Annotated in this window: 20 protein-coding genes; 10 read left to right on the forward strand and 10 right to left on the reverse strand. The window is 45.6% G+C overall.

What is annotated here, in order from left to right:
* The first annotated feature begins 85 nt into the window (after window positions 1-85).
* The gene (locus B3D47_RS04495) at window positions 86-631 is read left to right on the forward strand and encodes a VTT domain-containing protein (RefSeq protein WP_286860176.1); all 546 of its coding nucleotides are present in this window, start codon (window positions 86-88) and stop codon (window positions 629-631) included.
* Window positions 632-691: 60 nt separating this feature from the next.
* Here the strand turns inward: B3D47_RS04495 and blhA are convergent, their stop codons facing one another.
* The 3 genes from blhA to B3D47_RS04510 are packed head-to-tail and all read right to left on the reverse strand — an operon-like array spanning window position 692 to window position 3,160.
* Window positions 692-1,282 (reverse strand): cell division protein BlhA, encoded by a 591-nt coding sequence (blhA, locus tag B3D47_RS04500; RefSeq protein WP_286860178.1) that lies wholly within the window; start codon window positions 1,280-1,282, stop codon window positions 692-694.
* A gap of 29 nt (window positions 1,283-1,311) precedes the next feature.
* Window positions 1,312-1,719, reverse strand: a complete 408-nt coding sequence (locus B3D47_RS04505; RefSeq protein ID WP_005223527.1) for a DNA polymerase III subunit chi — start codon at window positions 1,717-1,719, stop codon at window positions 1,312-1,314.
* The gene (locus tag B3D47_RS04510; RefSeq protein WP_286860181.1) at window positions 1,712-3,160 is read right to left on the reverse strand and encodes a leucyl aminopeptidase; all 1,449 of its coding nucleotides are present in this window, start codon (window positions 3,158-3,160) and stop codon (window positions 1,712-1,714) included. Before B3D47_RS04510 ends, B3D47_RS04505 begins: the two co-directional genes overlap by 8 nt.
* A gap of 162 nt (window positions 3,161-3,322) precedes the next feature.
* Between B3D47_RS04510 and lptF the strand changes: the two genes are divergently transcribed.
* From lptF to B3D47_RS04530, 4 genes are all read left to right on the forward strand, one after another.
* Window positions 3,323-4,423 (forward strand): LPS export ABC transporter permease LptF, encoded by a 1,101-nt coding sequence (gene lptF / locus B3D47_RS04515; protein WP_163164647.1) that lies wholly within the window; start codon window positions 3,323-3,325, stop codon window positions 4,421-4,423.
* Window positions 4,424-4,425: 2 nt separating this feature from the next.
* The gene (lptG, locus tag B3D47_RS04520; RefSeq protein WP_004810149.1) at window positions 4,426-5,496 is read left to right on the forward strand and encodes an LPS export ABC transporter permease LptG; all 1,071 of its coding nucleotides are present in this window, start codon (window positions 4,426-4,428) and stop codon (window positions 5,494-5,496) included.
* Between the two features lie 124 nt (window positions 5,497-5,620).
* Window positions 5,621-7,171: a 2,3-bisphosphoglycerate-independent phosphoglycerate mutase gene (gene gpmI / locus B3D47_RS04525; protein ID WP_008306856.1), complete on the forward strand. Its 1,551-nt coding sequence runs from the start codon at window positions 5,621-5,623 to the stop codon at window positions 7,169-7,171.
* A gap of 21 nt (window positions 7,172-7,192) precedes the next feature.
* Window positions 7,193-8,365: a S41 family peptidase gene (locus B3D47_RS04530; RefSeq protein WP_286860184.1), complete on the forward strand. Its 1,173-nt coding sequence runs from the start codon at window positions 7,193-7,195 to the stop codon at window positions 8,363-8,365.
* 26 nt (window positions 8,366-8,391) lie between these two features.
* Here the strand turns inward: B3D47_RS04530 and B3D47_RS04535 are convergent, their stop codons facing one another.
* From B3D47_RS04535 to B3D47_RS04545, 3 genes are read right to left on the reverse strand one after another with little or no spacing between them, the layout of a single operon-like run.
* Entirely contained in the window at window positions 8,392-9,810 is a 1,419-nt protein-coding gene (locus B3D47_RS04535) for a sigma-54-dependent transcriptional regulator (protein ID WP_286860186.1), read from the reverse strand.
* Window positions 9,811-9,834: 24 nt separating this feature from the next.
* Window positions 9,835-11,400 (reverse strand): two-component system sensor histidine kinase NtrB, encoded by a 1,566-nt coding sequence (locus B3D47_RS04540; protein ID WP_004896392.1) that lies wholly within the window; start codon window positions 11,398-11,400, stop codon window positions 9,835-9,837.
* A gap of 49 nt (window positions 11,401-11,449) precedes the next feature.
* The gene (locus tag B3D47_RS04545; RefSeq protein WP_004896390.1) at window positions 11,450-12,085 is read right to left on the reverse strand and encodes a response regulator transcription factor GacA; all 636 of its coding nucleotides are present in this window, start codon (window positions 12,083-12,085) and stop codon (window positions 11,450-11,452) included.
* A gap of 220 nt (window positions 12,086-12,305) precedes the next feature.
* Here B3D47_RS04545 and B3D47_RS04550 point away from each other — a divergent pair, with 220 nt between their 5' ends.
* On the forward strand, window positions 12,306-13,361 hold the full coding sequence (locus B3D47_RS04550) for a serine hydrolase (RefSeq protein ID WP_286860189.1): 1,056 nt from the start codon (window positions 12,306-12,308) through the stop codon (window positions 13,359-13,361).
* 64 nt (window positions 13,362-13,425) lie between these two features.
* On the opposite strand, the gene thrC is transcribed toward B3D47_RS04550, so the two are convergent.
* From thrC to xerD, 4 genes are all read right to left on the reverse strand, one after another.
* A complete protein-coding gene (gene thrC / locus B3D47_RS04555) occupies window positions 13,426-14,565 on the reverse strand; it encodes a threonine synthase (RefSeq protein WP_004810136.1) in 1,140 nt (379 codons plus the stop codon).
* A gap of 56 nt (window positions 14,566-14,621) precedes the next feature.
* On the reverse strand, window positions 14,622-15,926 hold the full coding sequence (locus B3D47_RS04560) for a homoserine dehydrogenase (RefSeq protein WP_004810134.1): 1,305 nt from the start codon (window positions 15,924-15,926) through the stop codon (window positions 14,622-14,624).
* A 127-nt stretch (window positions 15,927-16,053) separates the two neighbouring features.
* Window positions 16,054-16,869 (reverse strand): DsbC family protein, encoded by an 816-nt coding sequence (locus B3D47_RS04565; protein ID WP_004810132.1) that lies wholly within the window; start codon window positions 16,867-16,869, stop codon window positions 16,054-16,056.
* A 121-nt stretch (window positions 16,870-16,990) separates the two neighbouring features.
* A complete protein-coding gene (gene xerD, locus B3D47_RS04570; RefSeq protein ID WP_286860191.1) occupies window positions 16,991-17,908 on the reverse strand; it encodes a site-specific tyrosine recombinase XerD in 918 nt (305 codons plus the stop codon).
* A gap of 174 nt (window positions 17,909-18,082) precedes the next feature.
* On the opposite strand from xerD, the gene B3D47_RS04575 reads away from it, so the two are divergent.
* The 4 genes from B3D47_RS04575 to murD all read left to right on the forward strand — a co-directional run bounded on the left by B3D47_RS04575 (window position 18,083) and on the right by murD (window position 21,994).
* Window positions 18,083-18,343: a FeoA family protein gene (locus tag B3D47_RS04575; RefSeq protein ID WP_004810128.1), complete on the forward strand. Its 261-nt coding sequence runs from the start codon at window positions 18,083-18,085 to the stop codon at window positions 18,341-18,343.
* Window positions 18,340-20,196: a ferrous iron transporter B gene (feoB, locus tag B3D47_RS04580; protein ID WP_273798366.1), complete on the forward strand. Its 1,857-nt coding sequence runs from the start codon at window positions 18,340-18,342 to the stop codon at window positions 20,194-20,196. Before B3D47_RS04575 ends, feoB begins: the two co-directional genes overlap by 4 nt.
* Window positions 20,197-20,232: 36 nt before the next feature.
* Window positions 20,233-20,484, forward strand: coding sequence for a DUF6587 family protein (locus B3D47_RS04585; RefSeq protein WP_004896377.1), 252 nt, complete (start codon window positions 20,233-20,235; stop codon window positions 20,482-20,484).
* Between the two features lie 163 nt (window positions 20,485-20,647).
* Window positions 20,648-21,994 carry a UDP-N-acetylmuramoyl-L-alanine--D-glutamate ligase gene (murD, locus tag B3D47_RS04590; protein WP_286860195.1) on the forward strand — a complete coding sequence of 449 codons (1,347 nt, stop codon included), beginning with the start codon at window positions 20,648-20,650 and terminating at the stop codon, window positions 21,992-21,994.
* Window positions 21,995-22,004 lie beyond the last annotated feature (10 nt).

Genomic DNA, 22,004 nt, shown 5'->3' on the forward strand with positions numbered 1-22,004 from the left:
TCTAATTGAAAAATTAGACTGTTTTTTTATTTTTCGGGATAATCCTGACTTCACTTTACGATTTTAACCCCAGCGGACAGGTCGAATGCTTGATTTCTTACTAAACCTGGAACAGTCTTTGCCGATATTGCTTGAGCAATATGGGGTGTGGATCTATGCCATTTTATTCCTGGTGATTTTTGCAGAAACGGGATCTGTATTTTGCTTTTTCCTGCCGGGAGATAGCCTGTTAATCGCAGTTGGTGCGCTCTGTTCTAGTAGCGATTTGATTACGCTGCATTCTATGGGATTACTGCTATTTACTGCGGCAGTGCTGGGCTATACCGTCAATTATTACACTGGCAAAGTGTTAGGCTTAAAATATTTCAATCAACATTCGCGTTTCTTCAAACCCGAATATTTGACCAAGACCAATCATTATTTTATGAAGCATGGCGGCAAAACCATCTTGATGGCACGTTTCATTCCTTTTGTACGTTCTTTTGCTCCATTTGCTGCCGGTTCGGGCCATATGAGTTTTATGACTTTTACGCTTTATAATCTGGCTGGAGGCGTATTGTGGATTGTAAGCTTACTGGGCATAGGTTATATGGCAGGTAATGCCGCCTTTATGCTGGCAGATTTTTTCTAGATGTGAATAAATAGAAAAGCCCACTTTTGTGGGCTTTTCTAGGCTTATTTTTTAAGTGAATTAACGCTTTTGCAGAATGTAATCAATTTCTTCACGGGCTGCAGCACGTAAGCGGTTACGCAGCTGTACCAAAGTTTCCTCGATCGCAGTTTCGGCTTCAAGTTCCAGACGTAATCGGGTACTTTCCAGTTCTGACAGAATCTCAGTATCATCAATTTTGATTTGGGCGGAATTTAAAATCCGATTTTGCTCAAAACGTGCCGCATAATTCAGGACTTCAGCATTCAGGCTGTCCCGTAATAGTTCTAGGGTACGTGTCTGCTCTGCATATTTACGTTCTTCATCCAGCTTCATCTGCTCGATATACGCCTGCTCCTGAGCACGCTTATCAGCCAGCGCTTTTTCAAGGGCCTGCTGTTTACGAATCCGTGCTTCTTCAATCAGTTCCGCTTTGCGTTGTACATAGGCAGCCTCAATTTTACGCTCGGATTCTTTTTGCAATTGCTGGTCATGTGCCAGCCATTCCTGCAATGACGTCTCTGGCTGAAGTACGTCGCAGATACGCGCGAGGTCATCAATAAAGGTCTGACGCACAGCTTCAGGCACATTTAACCAGCGCTGTTTGAAATCTGGACCAACATTTAATGCCACGGGCATCTCCTTATGAGGTTTAAGTAAGGCTACAGTTTATAAGTTTTCGGCTCAATACCCAGTCGACGGTATTGCTTAAACTTCTCGCGGCCGAGTTGCTTGGCCGTTTCGTTGTTTTCAATAATCTCAATAATGTGACTAAATTTAGCGTAAGGTTCAAGTGCTTCAGGATTAAAATTAAAGATAATCCAGTCTTGTTGCTCAGGCAAGCTTGCAGAGATACAGACACTGGCCTGTGGCTGGTCAATACCATGCGGGATGAAAGCGGTAGGATCAAACGTCCACAGATGTTCATCCAGCTGTTGCTGCAAGTCAGCATCGCCACAGAGTAACCAGATCCGTTCCGGCTGGCGCAGAATCTTGCGGCATAAACGGCAGGTACTTTCGACCTGCCGTTCAGGGCTTTTTTCAAATAAATAAAAGCTGACTTTAGCCATTCTTTTGAACACGGTTCGCCAGGAATTGCATTAATAATGGCACTGGACGACCTGTTGCACCTTTATTGGTGCCTGAATTCCAGGCTGTACCTGCGATATCTAGGTGTGCCCAGCGGTAGTCACGGGTGAAACGCTGCAGGAAGCAAGCTGCAGTCACAGAGCCGGCCTTAGGACCACCAATGTTGGCAATATCTGCAAATGGAGAATCCAGCTGCTCCTGATAGTCATCCAATACTGGCATACGCCATACACGGTCAAATGAAGTTTGACCAGCAGCTTCGAGTTCAGCGGCCAGTTCATCATCCGGCGTGAACATGCCAGTCAGGACTGAACCCAGTGCAACCACACAGGCCCCGGTCAAAGTTGCAATATCAATCACGAGAGCAGGGTTAAAGCGTTTTACGTAAGTTAAAGTATCGCAAAGTACCAGACGACCTTCTGCATCAGTATTCAGAATTTCAACCGTTTGACCGCTCATCGTGGTGACAATATCGCCTGGACGGGTTGCTTTGCCAGATGGCATGTTTTCAGCAGCGGCAATGGTACCCACAACATGAATATCTAAACCAGATTCGCATAATGCACGCATGGTACCCAGCACTGAAGCTGCACCACACATATCGTATTTCATTTCGTCCATGCCAGCACCTGGTTTCAGGGAAATACCGCCGGTATCAAAGGTAATCCCTTTACCGACTAAAACGACGGGTGCTTCACTACGTTCTGCATGATATTCGATGGTAATGATACGTCCTGGACGGTCTGAACCTTTGCTCACTGCCAGGAAAGAGTGCATTCCCAGATCAGCCATTTGCTGTTCATCCAGTACATTCACTTTAAGCAGTTTTGGATATTCAGCCGCTAAAGCCAGGGCCTGTTCCGCCAGGTATTCCGGGAAACAAATATTGCCTGGACGGTTACCCAAGTCACGTGCTAAGTTTTGGCCGGTTTGCACTGCCTGAAGCAATTGCAGCTGTTCTGCAGTTACTGGACTGTCAGTTGCAATCAGGTTGATTTGCTCAAGTACAAATTCATTTTTCTTGGATTTGAATTCATCAAAGGCATACGCAGCCTGGGTCAGCAATAGTGCAAAAACGTTATGAAATTGGGCTGGCAGAGCAGAAATGTCTACGCTGATCTGCTGGAATTTTTTCTGTGCTGCTTTTACGATAGTTTGCGCAACTTTCGCCAGTTTGCCCGGCTGTAGTTCAGCAGTCTTGCCCAAGCCAACCAGACAGGCGTTGGCACTCGCTGGAACATTACCAACTAATGCCAGGGTTTCATTTAAACCTGCTTTATATTGTGTCGCTGTGGTGATTTCTTCGAACTTGTTAATCTGATAAGTGGCAGCTGACTGCTGAAGTTGCTCAGAATCCACAAGAATTAACAGATATTGGCTGGATGCATTCTCTTGGAATGACGTATTAATTGTCAGTTTCATATGCGTTTATTTAAGCCTTATAAAATTTGCAACCATTAAACCATTGAAACAATTTCCTGAACAGGGTTTCAATGTTCAACTCAAGTATCGGTTTTATATTTTTAAGCTTAACATTCGGGTAAACTATGACAAGTTTTTACCCTGTATTCTGGAAGATTTAATTTGATTATTCGGCGTTATCTGGTCAAGCAAGTTGTATCAACATCCTTGGTTGTGATTGCCTTATTGACCTTGATCATGATGGGTGGTCGACTGATCAAGTACTTCGGTGTGGCAGCACAAGGACGTCTGGATGCAGGCATTCTGTTCAGTATTATTGGTTATCGTTTGCCTGAATTCCTGACCCTGATTTTACCTTTAGGTTTCTTTATTGGTCTGATGCTGGTATTTGGCCGGCTCTATGTCGATCATGAAATGGCAGTCATGAATGGTAGCGGGGTCAGTCGCAATCAGCTGGCACGATTACTCATTCCGATGACTTTGGTATTTCTAGTCGTTCAGGCATTTTTAATGCTCTGGGCGGCACCGTGGGGTATTCGTCAGTTTGAAGCATTGACCAATGAGCAGGCAGTACGGACGGGTTTTGATCTGGTAAGGCCGAAAGAATTTATTTCCTCGGGACCCTATACCATCTATGCAGGTGATCTGTCGGAAGACCGTAAAAACCTGAAAGATATCTTTTTCTATCAACGTGCAGAACGTGAAGGCAAACCAGATGTCATGATTCTGGCGCAAGAAGCGACCCGTGTAGAAGTGGCAGGGGACACCGCCAATGTGGTGGATCTGGTCAATGGTCGGCGTTATGAAATTTTTGCCGGCATGCCGAAATATACCCAAGCGGAATTCGAGACTTATCGTCTGCGTCTGGAAAATGATAAAGAAGCCAAGTTTGAAAGTGCTGAGGTTGAAGCGTTGCCGACTTCGAAACTCTGGGAAAACCGCGATGATCCTGTGGTCGCCAGTGAGCTCGGTTGGCGAGTATTTGTACCATTTGCGATTATTGCGGCGCTGATGCTGGCCAATGCCTTGTCTGAAGTGAGTCCACGTCAGGGGCGCTATCTTAAACTGTTTCCAGCACTCTTGATCTTTGCCAGCCTGATTGTGGCTTTAATGGCAGTAAAAACGCGCGTCAGTAAAGAGGAAATGGGGATCTGGGCTTATCCAATGGTCCTGATTTTCTATGGTATTGCTGCGGCTCTATTTGCACGTAAGCAAAAGCTGGCGCCGAAAATCAAGAAACAGATTCAACGAGCGAGGTTTTAATCATGCTGGCACGTCGTATCGTTGCAAAACATGTGACCGGAACCACTGCACTTGCTATGCTCGGTGCAACAGCCGTATTGGCCGGTCTACAGGTATTATTTACTTACTTGGGTGAACTGGGTTCATTAAAAGAAGGCTACGGTGCCTGGCAGGCATTAAAATATGTGCTATGGGGCGCGCCAAATTATCTGTATGAAATCCTACCAATCTCTGCACTGATTGGTGCTGTTCTCGGCTTAGGTACACTCGCTTCTAACAGTGAGTTGATTGTGATGCGTTCGGTTGGGGTCAGCCTGTGGCGGATTGTCGGCTGGGTAATTCGTTCGGCATTACTCCTGGTGATTTTATCTTTTGCTTTAAGTGAATGGGTAATTCCGTATACCAATGAGCAGGCCAAAGCGGTAAAGAGCTACAACAAGCCTGTAAAAATTGGTGAGGTTAAAGGCTACTGGACCCGTGAAGGTCAGCGTTTTATCTATATTGACTATGCTAATGCCAAAGGCGAGCTAAAAAATGTACAGATGCTGGACTTTGATGAAGATTATCGTCTGCGCGGTACGCTAAAAGCCGAGCAGGGTGATTTTATCAAGGATGGTGCATGGACTCTACAGAATACGCAGGAAATGAATATTCTGCAGAATGGTAATGCCACGCTGATAACACATTCCGAACAGCCGCTGGCCTTAGCGCTGCAACCGAAGTATGTGCATATGGTGACCATTGACCCGGAGGATCTATCGCCTAGTCAACTGGTCAGTTTCATGAGCTATATGCATGAGTATAGCCAGGTACCAAAGACCTATGAACTGGCTTTCTGGCAGAAAGTCGGCTCGCCATTTGCTCTGATTGCATTGGTGGTGATTGCCTGTTCCTTTATTTTTGGACCGCTACGTCAACAATCCATGGGCTTTCGCCTGGTGATTGCATTATTTGCAGGTTTAGGCTTCTTCTATCTGCAGGACTTCTTGGGTTATGCGAGTTTAGTCTATGCACCGTCGCCAGCATGGTTTGTGTTTATTCCAATTATCATCATGTTTGCAATTGGTGGTTATCTACTGCATCGGGCACGCTAAGCCACAAGAAAATAGAAGAAATCAATCGCAGTGAGAGGCTTAAACCATGGTGTAGTCATGGCCTCTCACTGCAAAATTAGTTAAAATAGAACGATTAATTCGTAAACGAACAAGAGTATTCATTATGACGGATGCAACTGCTGGCAAAATCCCTCACGTATTGGTAATTATGGATGGTGTGGGTCATCGCGAAGCGGTCGAAGACAATGCGTTTTTAGCGGCTAAACGACCTCATTTAACTGCTATGCAGGAAAAGCATCCGCATGGTTTGATCTCTGGTTCTGGTGAAGATGTCGGCCTGCCTGATGGTCAGATGGGTAACTCTGAAGTCGGTCATATGAACCTGGGTGCTGGCCGTGTGTTATATCAGGACTTCACTCGTATTACCAAAGACATCCGTACCGGTGCGTTCTTTGAGCATGAAGTACTGATTGATGCGGTAGAAAAAGCCAAAGCATCAAATGGTGCCGTACACATTCTGGGCCTGTTATCTGAAGGTGGTGTGCACTCACATGAAGACCATATCGTCGCGATGGCAGAGCTGGCATTAAAACGTGGTGCCAAAGTCTATCTGCATGCTTTCCTGGATGGCCGTGATACGCCGCCGAAAAGTGCACAACCATCATTGGAAAAATTAGATGCTGTTTTTGCTCAATATCCAGGTCAAGGCCGTATTGCCACCATGATTGGCCGTTACTTTGCCATGGATCGTGACAACCGTTGGGATCGCGTGGAACAGGCGTATCGTTTGCTGACTGAAGGTGAAGCAGTTCGTACGGCAGCCACTGCAGTAGAAGGCCTGGAACAGGCATATGCAGCAGATGAGTCTGATGAATTCGTGAAAGCGACCCGTATCGGTGATGTGGCTGCGATTCAGGATGGTGACAGCGTAGTCTTCATGAATTTCCGTGCGGATCGTGCGCGTGAATTAACACGTGCTTTTGTTGAGAAAGATTTTACTGGTTTTGAACGCAAAGTTGTGCCAAATCTGGCGAAATACGTGATGTTGACCCGTTATCAGGCAACAATCGATGCGCCTGTAGCATATATGCCAGAAGCGCTGGTGAACTCGATTGGCGAATATTTATCAGACCTGGGCAAAACCCAATTACGTATCGCAGAAACTGAGAAATATGCACACGTGACTTTCTTCTTCAGCGGTGGTCGTGAAGATGAATATCCAGGTGAAAAACGTATCCTGATTCCATCTCCAAATGTAGCAACTTATGACCTAAAACCGGAAATGAGTGCATACGAAGTGACCGATGAACTGGTTGCAGCGATCAACTCAGGTGAGTTTGACCTGTTGGTGGTGAACTATGCCAATGGCGATATGGTCGGTCATACCGGCGTATTTGATGCAGCAGTCAAAGCAGTGGAAGCAGTGGATACTTGCTTAGGTCGTGTTTATGAAGCAGTGATGGCGCAAAAAGGCCATATGATTATTACTGCAGACCATGGTAATGTTGAGCAGATGCAAGACTATCAAAGTGGTCAGGTGCATACCCAACATACGACTGAACTGGTCCCGTTTATTTATGTGGGTCCAACTTCGGCAACGATTGCAGAAGGCGGTGTACTGGCGGACGTGGCGCCAACATTGTTAAGTCTGATGCAACTTCCGGTGCCAGCAGAAATGCAGGGCCGTAACTTAATTGAGCTGAACGCTTCATAAAAAATATCAATAGGATAAAGAATGGCAAAATCACAGCAGAAGTCAGTTTTACTCGCAAGCTTACTGATGTGTTTGAGCCATTCGGCATGGAGTGCTGGGTCTCAGGGTCCAGCACTCGATGATATGGTCATGGACCAGCAAACCTATAGCGAAATTCCGGTTTCTTCGATTCAGGAATTCGTGCAGATTTATGGCATTGTCAAAGATAATTATATTCAAGATAAAAATGACGATGCATTATTCCAACAGGCAATTCGTGGTCTGGTCGGTGGTTTAGACCGCTATTCCCGTTATCTTTCTCCAGAAGACTTTAAACAGCTCCGTCAATATACCGAAGGCGATCTAGCCAGTATCGATTTTGACCTGCAGTTTAATCCGCAATTGAAGCAGTGGATGGTACAGGGACTCAGTCCAGATGCCGACTCTGCCAAGCAGGGACTGCGTAATGGCGTGACAGTTTACAAGATTGATGATCAGATCTTAAATACGCTGAAGCGCGAGCAGGTTCGGGATTTGCTCAGTGGCGCGATAGGCTCTACTTTAAGCATTCAGCTTTCTGCGCAAAGTGCGCCGGTGACGCTGGTTCGTAATATTAAAGTAGATACCGAGATTAAATCGACCTTACATAATAATCAGGTGCTGGTCTTGCAGGTCAAGGTCTTCCAGCAGGACACAGCCAACGAAATTAAACGAATTATTGACAGCTATTCTGGTCAACGTTTAAAAGCCGTGTTATTTGATTTACGTAATAATCCGGGTGGTCTGCTTTCGGCAGCGGTAGAGTCTGCGGATCTATTCCTGAATCAGGGCATTATTGTCTCGACCAAAAGCCGGGCAGAAGGGGATCAGCAGTTTCAGGCTTTACCAGGATTTGAATTTCAGAATCTGAAAATTGGAATCTTGATTAATAACCGTTCTGCCTCTGCAGCCGAAGTCTTTACCGCTGCCTTGAAAGAGCATAACCGTGCCTGGGTGGTCGGTGAAAAAAGCTATGGTAAAGGTGTGGTGCAGAAACTGTTTCCTCTTAGCAATGGGGCGGCGTTACAGATGACGGTATCGCAATATTTCAGCCCCAGTGGTCAGCGTATTGAGGGTCTTGGTGTGCAGCCTCACCTCAGTTATCCGCTTGGCGTTGAGATGAGGGAAGAAAGTTATCTGGATCACATCACTGAATTATTGCTTTTACAAAAATAATGAAGGGGGCATAGCCCCCTCATCAATCATTCTTCTTCATCGGTATCGAGCCCAAATTTCTTCAGACGATAACGCAGCGAGCGAAAAGACATGCCCAACTTTTTTGCGGCAAGCGTACGGTTCCAGTGAGTCAGATTCAATGCATTTAGCAAAATTTCTTTCTCGATTTTCTCCATATACAGTTCAAGACCTTCTTCAGGCAGTTTTTTCGGTACGATAAAAGTGTCAGTAGTGTTACTCGACTCGGATGCTATATTCGATGTGATTTCGGAAGTCACAAAACTCTGGCGTAAAGGTGCAGTTTGCAAATGCTGGATATCAATTGTGTCTTCATCGCTGAGGGTAATAGCTCGCTCGATGATATTACGCAATTCCCGGACATTTCCTGGATAGTATTGAGTCAGTAACTGCTCTTTGCTACGTTCAGTCAGGCGTTTCACAGGGATTTGCCATTCCTGACAGATCTTCTGAATAAAGTGTTCAGCCAGCAGCAGAATGTCATTACCACGCTCACGTAATGGTGGCAACACCAGATCCATCACATGAATGCGGAAGAATAAATCCTGACGGAATCTACCTTGCTGTACCTGTGCTTCCAGGTCCTGATGACTGGCGCTGATGACGCGAAAATCTACATCAATTTCGATATCTGAACCTAAAGGGCGAATCCGTTTTTCCTGTACTGCACGCAGTAGTTTGACCTGCATACTGAGTGGAAGCTCTGCGATTTCATCCAGAAATAAACTGCCGCCATGTGCAGACTGGATCAGCCCCTGTTTGTCCTGCATGGCGCCAGTAAAGCTGCCTTTCTTGTGCCCGAACAGCTCACTTTCCATCAGTTCAGCTGGAATCGCACCACAGTTAATGGCAATAAAGGGACCTTCACTCCGGTTACTGAGGCGATGAACCAGATTTGCCACCACTTCCTTTCCAGTTCCAGATTCACCGGTAATAAATACAGGAGCTTGAGAGCGGGCAATTTTATGCAAGGTCGTACGTAATTGCTGAATCGGCTTGGACTGACCAATCAGCATTTTATATTCTAGGGTATCTTGCTGATTGGATTGGTAATCTACTGGCTTATTTAGTGCTTTTTGCAGTAACTGTTCCAGATGTTTCTGATTGATCGGCTTACTGACAAAGTCAAAGGCACCTGCTTTAAGGGCAGCAATGGCAATATCCATATTGCCATAGGCAGTTAACACAGCAACCGGTAGGGAAGGATGATGCTCACTGATAAATTCTAGGAGCTGCAAGCCATTGCCATCAGGTAGATTCAAGTCCGTAAGGCAGGCATCATACTGATGATCTGCCAGGCGTTTTTTAGCATCCTCCAGACGATGGGCGATATGCGTGCGGATTCCCATACGCATGAGCGACATCTGCATGAGCGTACAGAGATCTTCCTCATCATCGACCAATAGTACCAGTGGTTGTTGTTCCACACTCTTTCCCCTTAAGTTCAAAAATTAAACAGTGATGCGCTGGCAGCTAATCCGGAAGCAGGCACCCTGTTCTTGTTGTATATAATTCAGCTGGGCCTGATTGGCCTCACAGAAACTGTGGGATAAATATAGCCCTAGTCCTGTACCATTAATTGAAGTGCTGAAAAATGGCTTAAACAGCAGACTCTGATCGGCAGGCGCAACACCCTGACCAAAATCCCGTACATCAATCCAGACTTTATGTTCATAAGGATGAACTTTTAATTCTACATAGCCTACGGCTGGATCGTTATGCCGCACGGCATTACGCAATAAATTGACCAATACTTGACGTAGCTGGGCTTCATCAAACTGGATATCCAGTCGCATATCAATATTCAGCTTAATCTGATCAGCAATATCAGCCAAATCCTCATGGATACATTGTGGAATAAATTCATTCAGCTGAATAGATACTGGATGAGTCTCTTTATTCTTCACCATATTCAGCGTGTCTTCAATAATCCGGTTGATTCGTGTTGCCTGCTTGCTGATCATGCCATGCAACACCTGCTGCTGGTCCTGTTCACAGCCAGGTAACAGATCATTGGCTTGAACAATCGCTGCAAGCGGATTACGAATCTCATGGGCAATACTGGCAGAAAGTTGCCCGAGTGCCGCCAGTTTTAATTGCTGGACTTGTTGATTAAGTTTTCGCGCATCTTGCAGCACCAGCAACATTAAAGTTTGATGCGGTACAATCAGTTTTTGTACCTGAACATGAATATTGAAACGGCTTTGCTGGGATTCAAACTGAAAGCGTTCGCCATTTTCCAGATCTTCAAAGCGGATCAGCTCAAACAGATCTGGTTGTGACTGGTACAATGGAAACGTGTCATGTGCATACATTTGCTGGATGCCAAGCAAGTGGCAGGCAGCAGGATTACTCAGCACCACATGACAGTTTTCATCGAGAACCAGATAACCAGTCTCAATCTGTTCCAGAATATAACGGTTAATATTTTGTAGACGATAAAGTTCCATGGACTGGGAAAAATTGACATTTTCCAAGATCTGGAAACGTCGGACTGCAATTTGCCCGATGCCATAGACCACAAAAAACATGAAAGCCAATATGGCGCTATTGCCGATATTACCCAGAGAGGAAAGGGTAAACAGGCTGGTGATGAAATGCTGGTAAATCACACTGATGACCGCAATCAAGGTAATCACCAGCGCTTTTTGTGCATTCAGTAAAATGGAAGCGGCAAAGATAGTAATCACGAATAGCATACTGAGCTGTAGATTGGTGCCATTTGTGGCCAAGGTCAGCAGGCTGAGTGCACAGACATCGACAATAAAAATACCGGTCAGCTGTTGCTGAACAAATTTCTTAAAATACTTCAGAACAAAAAGCTGGATCAAGGCGATAGCAATGAAGCTACTCAGTACATAATGATACAGCTTGGGATATTCTAAATCGCTGGTGTGTTCAGGATAAGTGAGCACGAAAATCAGCAGTAAACCAGTACTGATGATCAGGCGGTATGCCGCATACCAGGTGCCCAGCAGATATTGATTAAGCTCTGAATAAGAAGATCGCTGGGACATAGAACCTTTTTTGTTTTTTTAAGTTTTATTAAATAGAGGGCATGAAATATTAAGGTTTAATCAGACCATAGCGCATTGCTAGATGGGTGAGTTTCACATCGCTGTCGATATTAAGTTTTTCAAAAATACGATAACGATAGGTATTTACAGTCTTAACACTAACAAAAAGTTTATCTGCAATTTCCTGGGCACTAATGCAGTTGACGACCATCATGGCAACCTGCATTTCGCGTTCGGACAGGGAATCAAATGGGGATTGCTGTGTGTCAGATAAATAAGAGCTCGCTAATTGCTCGGCAATATCTGCACTAAAGTATTTGCCGCCCTGCATGACTTTATTAATGGCACGTACCATCTCGGTAACAGGTGCACCTTTGGTGATATAGCCTTTAGCACCTGCTTTGAGTAACAGCGATGGATAAGGTTCTTCAGCAAGGCCGCTGACAGCGACAACTTTAGTATCTGGGGCTGTCTGTAGCAGTCGACGCGTGGTTTCAACACCACCAATGCCCGGCATATTCACATCCAGGAGCACTACATTCGGATGATGCTGACGTACCAGAGTAATTGCTTCTTCACCAGATTCAGCTTGTCCAATGACCTGAACATCAGTGTGGTCTTCAAGCATTCTACAGATGCCAGTACGCACCAATTCATGGTCATCTACAACTAAAACTGTGATCACGTATACTCTCCCTCAGATGAAAAATCATTTTTTTTGTTACACAACGCAAAATAAGCTTGCAATGAAACTACAAAATTAGCAATCCTACAGACATGTCATATTGAACTGTATCACGCAGTGTAGAGATCAATAATTGTTCTGCATTGTGGTAAATGTAATGTAAGCCATATTAGAGGTAATACGCAAATCAATCTTACCTCGTAAGTTGGGTGAAGGAATAGTGAAGAAAACACATAAGTCTTTGATGCATGTACTGGGTCTGTCGCTGGCAGTCAGCATGAGTACGACGACGAGTTTTGCTGAAATTATCATGAATTCGTCAGCAGCGGCCCCTCAGTCTAGCCTGAGCTGGTCTTCTGAACAGGCCAACCAGTTCTTGAGTGATGGATCGGATGCCGATGATGAGCCTTCTCCGCTTGGCTCTACGACAGTCACCACGACCATCCGTAGTCAGAATGGTCAAGCAGTACAAGAACCTGCCAGAACTGTACAGATTCTGGATACCAAGACCTATGGCACGCAGCCATCTGTCAATGCGCGTTCAGCGCTGGTAATGGACGCGCAGACCGGTGAAGTGCTGTATAGCAAGAACAGTAATACAGCAGTGCCGATTGCATCGATTACCAAGCTGATGACAGCAGTGGTAATCTCTGATGCGCGTTTAAACATGAATGAAAAAATCACACTACAACAGGGTGATTTTTCATGTTCAGGTTGTAAGAGTTCAAGCTCGACGTTACGTGTCGGAGATACGATGAATCGTGCTGAAGCTTTATTGTTTGCACTGATGAAATCTGAAAACCCGGCTGCAGCAGCGTTGGCACGTACCTATCCAGGTGGTCGTAGTGCTTTTATTTCTGCCATGAATAGTAAAGCCAAAGCATTGGGTATGAATTCAAGTAAATTTCTGGAATCTACCGGATTGCATCCGGGCAATAAGTCATCTGCAAGAGACTTGGGGATTCTGGTAAACACCGCTTCGCAATACGGCTTGATCCGACAGTTCTCAACCACAGCAAGTTATGACTTTAACTTGGGTTACCGTGTGTTGAAATCGAATAACACCAATGCGCTGGTACGTAATGGTGGCTGGAATATTAATATTTCTAAAACCGGTTTCATCAATGAAGCTGGACGTTGTGTAGTGATGCATACCACCTTAAATAACCGTCCAGTAGTCGTAGTGTTGCTTGGAGCAGATTCATCTGCTGCACGTACCAATGATGCAACACGTCTCATGACTTGGGTGTCTAGTTTGCCGAAACAGCGTGTTTAAGCTTTTATAAAATATTTAAGTCATAAAAAAGCCCTGCAGATGCAGGGCTTTTTGATTCTGTCTCTTACATATTAGACAGAATAGAATCGCGTACTTGATCCAATGTTGCATCGATCGACAGCATTACTGCATCAGAACATTGTTTGATTGCAGTATCTGGGTCTTTCAAACCATTACCTGTCACAGTACAAACAATCACTGACCCTTCAGCAATCTTGCCAGCTTTGATGTCACGAATTGCACCGCCGATAGACGCTGCAGAAGCAGGTTCTACGAATACACCTTCGTACATAGAAAGTAGACGTTGTGCTTCCAGAATTTCAGCATCAGTCAGTTCGTCGAACCAACCTTGAGAATCACGAACCACAGCTTTGGCATGGTTCCAGCTTTGTGGATTACCAATACGGATTGCAGTTGCCACAGTTTCAGGATTTTCCACTGGCGCACCACGTAGGAATGGTGCAGCACCAGCCGCCTGGTAACCGACCATTGTCGGAAGGCCTTCAGGTTTAGGACCAGTGAACGCATCAGTTGCAGGGTCATAAACCACTTGCTCAAACTGATCAGCAGGTTGGTTGGCAACGGCTTCGGTATAACCCATCCAGTGTGCAGTGATGTTACCTGCGTTACCGACAGGTAGGCAGTGGTAGTCAGGTGCACGACCCAGCTCATCTACGATTTCGTAAGCAATGGTTTTTTGACCTTGCAAACGGTATGGGTTGATTGAGTTCACAATCGTCACAGGTGCTTTATCAGCGATTTCTTTCACCAGACGCATACCATCGTCAAAGTTACCGCGGATTTGCATGGTGATCGCGCCATACATCATCGCTTGTGCCATTTTACCCATGGCAATTTTGCCTTCAGGAATTAACACAAACGCTTTCATGCCTGCACGTGCAGCATAGGCAGCAGCAGCAGCAGAAGTGTTACCTGTAGAGGCACAGATAATCGCTTTTGAGCCTTCTTCAGCGGCTTTGGTCACCGCCATGGTCATACCACGGTCTTTAAATGAACCAGTCGGGTTTAAGCCCTCGTACTTCACATAAATTTCAACATTTTTGCCAATAATGCGCGGAATATTCGCAAGCTTAATCAGTGGTGTATTACCTTCGCCTAGAGAAACAGCAGGGGTAGTTGCAGACACTGGTAAACGGTCGCGATAGCGGTCAACTAAACCAGTATAACGATTGGCATTCGACATGATGATGTTCCAATTGTGTGTAGAGCTTGGTGAGGAGCGTAAACCCCTCAACCCGATTAATTATCAAGCGATTCTAAACGAATTCGCACAATTTCGCCATGAATGACAGGAAGAGCTTGAATTTGCTTTAACGCTTCATCCATTTTCGCTTCCTTGACTGGATCAGTCAGGATCACGATAGGAATAAGGTCTTTTAAGCGAGACTGCTGCATGATGGCATCAATACTAATACCGTTACGGCTCAGAATAGAGGTCACTTCTGCAAGAACGCCGGTTTGATCTTCAGCGTTAATACGGATGTAGTAGCCTGTGGTCATTTCTTCACGAGGAAGAATTGGCAAGTCGCTTAAGCTTTCAAAAGCCAGTTGTGGAATTGTTCCTGCGCCATCCTCAGTGTAAGAGATGTCACGCACGATATCCACCACGTCAGCGACTACAGCAGATGCTGTAGGACCAGCACCAGCGCCAGCACCATAGTACAGTGTAGGGCCAACGGCATTGGCTTGTACCAGGACTGCATTTTTCACGCCATTTACATTGGCGATCAGTTGCTCCTCAGGAATCAGGGTCGGGTGAACACGAAGTTCAATCCCTGTTTCTGTACGACGAGCAATACCGAGGTGTTTAATACGGAAACCTAAGTCTTCAGCATATTTTACATCTTGAGCCGTGATTTTGCTGATGCCTTCGGTGAAGACTTTATCAAATTGCAGCGGGATACCAAATGCAATCGATGCAAGTAAGGTTAGTTTATGTGCGGCATCAATACCTTCAACGTCAAAGGTTGGATCTGCTTCAGCATAACCCAGTTCTTGCGCTTCTTTCAGTACATCTTCAAAAGCACGGCCTTTGTCACGCATTTCAGTCAGGATGAAGTTACCTGTACCGTTAATGATGCCCGCCAGCCAATCAATTTTGTTGGCAGCCAAGCCTTCACGCATGACTTTAATAATCGGGATGCCACCTGCCACCGCTGCCTCGTAAGCAATTTGCACAGCGTTGTCATCAGCAAGTTTGAACAGTTCATTACCGTGTTCAGCGAGCAAAGCCTTGTTCGCAGTCACGACCTGTTTGCCATGCAGGATAGCTTCTTTAATGACTTCATAGGCAGGATGAATACCACCCATCACTTCAACCACAACATCAACATCTGGCTGACGTACGATCTCTAGCAGGTCAGCACTTTGCTTGATGCTGTCATCGAGTTCCAGGTCAGGACGCGGACGACGGGTACCCACATAAGTAATTTGAATTTCACGACCGGTGCGACGTTTAATCTCAGCAGCATTTTGTTTTAATAGTTTAAGGGCACCACCACCCACAGTACCAAGACCGAGGATTGCCAGACGAACTGGTTTCACGTCACACTCCAAATATAAACAGTTTTTTACGAGAGCCTAGATCATAGCTAAAAAAACGCGCTGACTCTAGGGTGATCTCAGAATATCTTTATGTATAACATAAAGTAAAATAACTTATTAAAATGAGTTATTTAAGACGGTCCAAAAGTTCAGCGGTCGACATATAACCACCCAGGTAAACACCTTCTGAACTATAGACACCCGGGGTACCGTTCACACCGATATTCAGACCCATTTGATATTGATCTTTCACAGGATTTTGACAGGTTGCTGGTGTAATTGATCCACCGGCAATGGCAGTATCGAAGGCAGCACGACGGTCGGCACTACACCAGATTGCTTCCATGGCTGGCATATGCTGCTCACCACGTGGCCATGCGATATAACGTACCTCAATGCCTTTATTGTTCATCTCATCCATCTGTTCATGGAATTTATGGCAGTACGGGCAGCTAACATCGGTAAAGACATAGATAATATGCTTGGCTTTGTTGCCTTTGGCAGGGTAAATCAACAGGTCTTCGGCTTTTAGTGCTGCAAAGATTTTCTTATTTACATCGGATTGCAGGGTTTCGCTGACATTGTGCAGCTGTTTGTCACCCAGACGGATCACATCACCTTGAATGATGTATTTACCATCACTAGTCGCATAGACAGACGACATGCCTTCCAAGCTAACCCAGAACAGATTGGGTACTTCAGTGGTTTTAACGCCAGTGATTTTTGCCTTAATACCAGCCTTTTTGAAGTGACCTTCCAGGGTTGAGATCAGACGTTGCTGAGCATTACGTTCTGATACGGTAGATGCTTCACCCGTCGCTGGTGCACTTGCAGTTAAAGTATCTGACTTTTTATCGTTTTGATTAGAGTTGGAGCAAGCAGTAAGACTGAAACCTGCAGCAAGCATACATGCGATAAACAGACTGGAGCGGGCAAATGTCATGGATAACCCTTTTTGTTCTTAGATAAAAATAGATGCCTAGCATAACAAAAAAATAGTTTGCAGGTTGAACTTCTCTGTACACGTGGTCAGTTCAGTTCAGTTCAGTTCAGTTCAGTTCAGTTCAGGCCCGTGGATGATGTGACGCATGCAGCTGCTGCATACGGACTTGTGCCACGTGGGTATAAATTTGGGTGGTCGACAGGTCACTATGTCCCAATAGCATCTGCACGACACGTAGATCTGCACCATGATTCAACAGGTGGGTGGCAAAGGCATGACGCAAGGTATGGGGGGAAAGCTCTGCCTGGACACCGGCCTGTAGTGCGTAACGCTTGATCGCATACCAGAAATTCTGTCGGCTCATGATGCCACCATGCTGGGTCAGGAACAGATAGTCGGTTGCTGTCTTGTACAATTGCGGACGTGCTTCATTCAGATATTTCTCGATCCATTCGCAGGCGACCTGCCCCATGGGTACTAATCGTTCTTTGTTGCCTTTACCTACGATACGCAGATAACCCTGTTTTAGGTTAATCAGTTCCAGTCGCAGGTTGAGTAGTTCTGTTACACGTAATCCACAGGCATAGAGCACTTCCAGCATCGCCCGATCACGTAAACCCAAGGCAATATTGATATCCGGTGCATTGATCAATGCTTCAACATCGGCTTCGGAAAGGTCTTTGGGCAGGGCACGTCCCAGTTTTGGTGTCTTGTGTGCAGCAACCGGATTGTCATTTCTCAGCTTTTGCTCACGCAAGAATTTATAAAATGAGCGCAGGGCGGACAAACAGCGTGCAATTGAACGTGGACTTTTTTGCTGTTTGGTCAGCTCAATCAATACATCCGAGATATCATCATGATCCCATTCTGGTAAGGCTTTAGTTAGGCAACTACTGCATTGAATTAAATCAGATAAATAGGCATTCCGCGTATGAGGACTCACGGTTTGTGCAATCAGATAGTCACGATAGCCATGCAGAAACTGGGCATTTTCCGGAATCTGGACAGGAGCGGGAATACGGGGTTTTTTATTCAACATAGGGTGAAAGAATCTGATCTAAAAAAGCGATAATGAGTATTGATATTCTCCAATGTAGTTTAATTTTATTACAGTGTCGATGTGATATAAGCTAAATCGGTTTGTAATTAATCTTATTTGTTAATTATTCTCATTTGTTTGTATACTGTACAAAATAGTTTAGGAATTTTCGCGGTGCGTTTGTCGGATTTGAAAGTGAAGCAAACAGCTATCATTCGAAAGGTTAATCGAACTACTGATGGCGAGGGCGCTCAACACGATGTCGTGGCGAGTCGCCTGGAAACGTTGGGTTTTGTGCCTGGCACAGAAGTGCAGGTCATTACCAAAGGTATTTTTGGTGGGGATCCGATTTTAATTCAGGTCGGTTTTACCCGTTTTGCCCTGCGTAAGTCAGAGGCAGCCAAAATTGAAATTGAAGCTGGAGTGTCGGCATGAGTGATGCCTTACGTATTGCCCTTGTCGGTAACCCTAACTGTGGTAAAACCTCATTATTCAACCATTTAACAGGTACACGTCAAAAAGTCGGCAACTATGCCGGAGTGACAGTAGAACGTAAAGTCGGTCACTTTACTTTGCCATCGGGCAAGGCTGTGCGTGTACTGGATTTACCGGGGACTTATAGTCTGGATGCTACCAGTCCGGATGAAGCGATTACCCGTGATGTTGTACAGGGCAAAATTGCAGATGAAGAACAGCAGGATGCATTCCTGTGTGTGGTCGATGCCACCAATCTAAAACTGCATCTCGGTCTGGTTCTGGAAATGATCCAGCTCGGCCGTCCGGTGTTACTCGTTCTGAACATGATGGATGAAGCACGCCGTCGTGGGATGCAGATCAATACCCAGAAATTGTCCGAGCGTTTAGGTGTACCCGTTGCTGAAACGGTTGCGGTGCGCAAGTCAGGTGTTGAAAACCTGATGAATGCACTGGATCAGGGAAAATATGCTGTTCCAGAGACTGAAATGACTGGCTTAAGCGGTGACAGTCATCACAAAGTTGAAAGTATCCTGAAAGATGTGGTGAACTTTGTAGATCAGGAAGACAAGCGTACCGATTTTCTGGATAAAATTTTCCTGCATCCGGTACTCGGTCTGCTTAGCCTGGCGGTGATGATGTTTGTGATCTTCCAGGCGGTATTTGCCTGGGCGGCACCCTTCATGGATGGGATTGAAACCTTCTTCGGCTGGCTCGGTGAGGTAGTCGGAGACAACATTGCACATCCTTTGCTGAATAGTCTGCTCGTAGATGGGATTATTGCCGGTGCCGGTGGCGTTGTGGTGTTCCTGCCACAGATTCTGATCCTGTTCTTCTTTATCTTGGTATTGGAAGAATCCGGTTATCTGCCACGTGCTGCATTCCTGCTAGATAAATTGATGTACAAAGCCGGTCTTTCTGGTCGTGCCTTCATTCCATTGTTGTCAAGCTTTGCCTGTGCAATTCCGGGCATCATGGCGTCACGTACTATTAGTGATCCACGTGACCGTTTGACCACAATTTTTGTAGCACCCTTGATGACCTGTTCGGCTCGTCTGCCGGTATATGCATTGCTGATTGCTGCATTCATTCCATCACAGTCGGTCTGGGGTATTTTTAACCTGCAAGGCCTGGTGCTGTTTGCTCTATATATGGCGGGCATTCTAAGTGCACTGATTGTTTCGTTTGTGTTGAAGTTTTTCAGCAAAGACAAATCAGAACATATGCTGCTAATGGAACTACCAAGTTATCGTTTTCCAGATATCAAGAACGTCTGGATTGGTCTGCTGGATCGCGGCAAGATCTTCTTGAAGCGTGTGGGTGGCATCATCTTCGCATTGTCGATTCTGTTGTGGTTCCTGTGTACCTTCCCGCAACCGCCTGAAGGGGCTACGTTGCCAGATATTGATTATTCTTTTGCCGGGATGATTGGTCATTTTATCCAGCCGATCTTTGCACCATTGGGCTTTAACTGGCAGATCTGTATTGCCCTGATTCCGGCAATGGCAGCTCGTGAAGTGGTCGTGGCTGCACTGGGTACAGTTTATGCCTTGTCAGCAGTTGATGAAGATGCGATGTCTGAAGGGCTTGCAGCTTTAATTAGCGGTGGCGGTGACTTAGGCTGGACACTGGCAACCGGTTTATCGTTACTGGTCTGGTTTATCTATGCGCCGCACTGTCTGGCAACTTTGGCAACAGTAAAACGTGAAACAGGTTCATGGAAAACTGTGGGCTTTATGACAGTTTATCTGTTTGGTCTGGCATATATCATGTCATTCCTGACTTATCAGATTGCTTCACACTATTTCGGTTAATACTGACTGAAACAGCACAGTGAAGGGGAGATTGAGATGATTGAAATTCTGATTGTGACGGCACTGGTGCTTTGGAGTGCAGTGGTGGTATTTAAGAAGGTATTTCCGAATACTTCACGCTCGGTCTTCCTGAAGCTGTCCAATGCTTGTGAAGCCCAAGGCTGGCATAAGCTGGCGAAATGGTTAAAACCTGCGATGGCGAGTGGCTGTGGAGGCAATTGTGCCTGTCCGGCATCCGAGCAGCCAGCAGAGAAAAAACCTGCTCAGCAAGCAGTGAAGTGGAAATAGTTTTCCAGCAAACTTAAAAGTGAAAAAGCCATCATGTTTATGATGGCTTTTTTTTATGCAATATACAAAAAAATCTGCAGAAAGATGAAACAGAAAAAGCATTCAAAACGGCAAAGTGCTAACATTTCAAAAGTTTCAAATTAGACCAGAACATGAGGCAAAAATGTTAATACAACGTGGTGGACTTAAGGTCGTTGCAGGACTTGGAATTTCAGGTGTTGCAGCAGTCAATTTCTTACATAACAAGGGCTATCGCGTTGCAGTAACAGACTCTAGGGCAAATCCACCGGGGCATGACCAGATTCCTGCCGAAGTACAAACCAGCTTTGGTAAATTTGACCAAGAATTATTACTCTCAGCAGAAGAAATCATCATCAGTCCGGGGCTTGATCCGAAACTTCCTGAAATTCAGGCAGCGATTGCCAAAGGTATTCCGGTGGTGAGTGAAATCCAGATTCTGCGCCGTTCTACCGATAAACCCATTGTTGCGATTACCGGTTCAAATGCCAAAAGTACCGTCACCACATTAATTGGTTTGATGGCTGCGGATGCGGGTAAGAAAGTGGCCGTTGGTGGCAACCTTGGCCGTCCTGCGCTGGATCTGACCAAAGATGATCCTGAACTTTATATTTTAGAGCTTTCAAGTTTTCAGCTGGAAACCACATCGAATCTGAAGGCTGAAGTGGCAGTCGTGCTGAATATGAGTGAAGACCATCTGGATCGTCATGGCGATATGATGGGCTACCACACAGCAAAACACCGTATTTTCCAAGGCGTCAAAAAAGTGGTGTATAACCGCGATGATTCACTGACTCGTCCACTGGTTCCGGATGCAACGCCAATGCAAAGCTTTGGTTTAAATGCACCTGATATAAACCAGTACGGCGTGTTACGTGACACGGATGGCACGATCTGGTTAGCGCGTGGACGCGAACGTTTATTGAAAAGTTCTGAGATGTATATTCAAGGCACGCACAATGTCGCGAATGCTTTGGCATGTTTGGCTTTAGGGGAAGCAATTGGCTTGCCAGTAGACAGCATGCTGGAAACACTAAAAACCTTCAAAGGGCTGGAGCATCGCTGTGAATTTGTCAAAGAATTCAATGGCGTGCGTTATTATAACGATTCTAAAGGTACCAATATCGGTGCGACTCTGGCCGCTTTAGACGGTCTAGGTGCGGCGATTGAAGCACAAGGTGGGAAAGTTGCAATCATTCTCGGTGGCGAGGGTAAAGGCCAGGACTTCTCTGCTTTACGTAATTCACTGTCTAAATATGCGAAGGTAGCAGTGTTGATTGGTGTAGATCGTCCAATCATTGAGGCAGCAATTGAAGGAACCACGACACTTGTGCATGCGGAAAGCCTGCAGGAAGCAGTAGAAATCTGCCAGAGCAATACCCAGCCACATGATGTCGTGCTATTGTCTCCGGCATGTGCAAGTTTTGATATGTTCTCAGGCTATCCTGAGCGTGGCCGTCAGTTCGTTGCGTATGTCAACGCACTTAATTAAGAACAACAAG

It is taken from the genome of Acinetobacter sp. UBA3461, from assembly GCF_002381195.1.
In the GTDB taxonomy this organism is placed as follows: Bacteria; Pseudomonadota; Gammaproteobacteria; order Pseudomonadales; family Moraxellaceae; genus Acinetobacter; species Acinetobacter schindleri.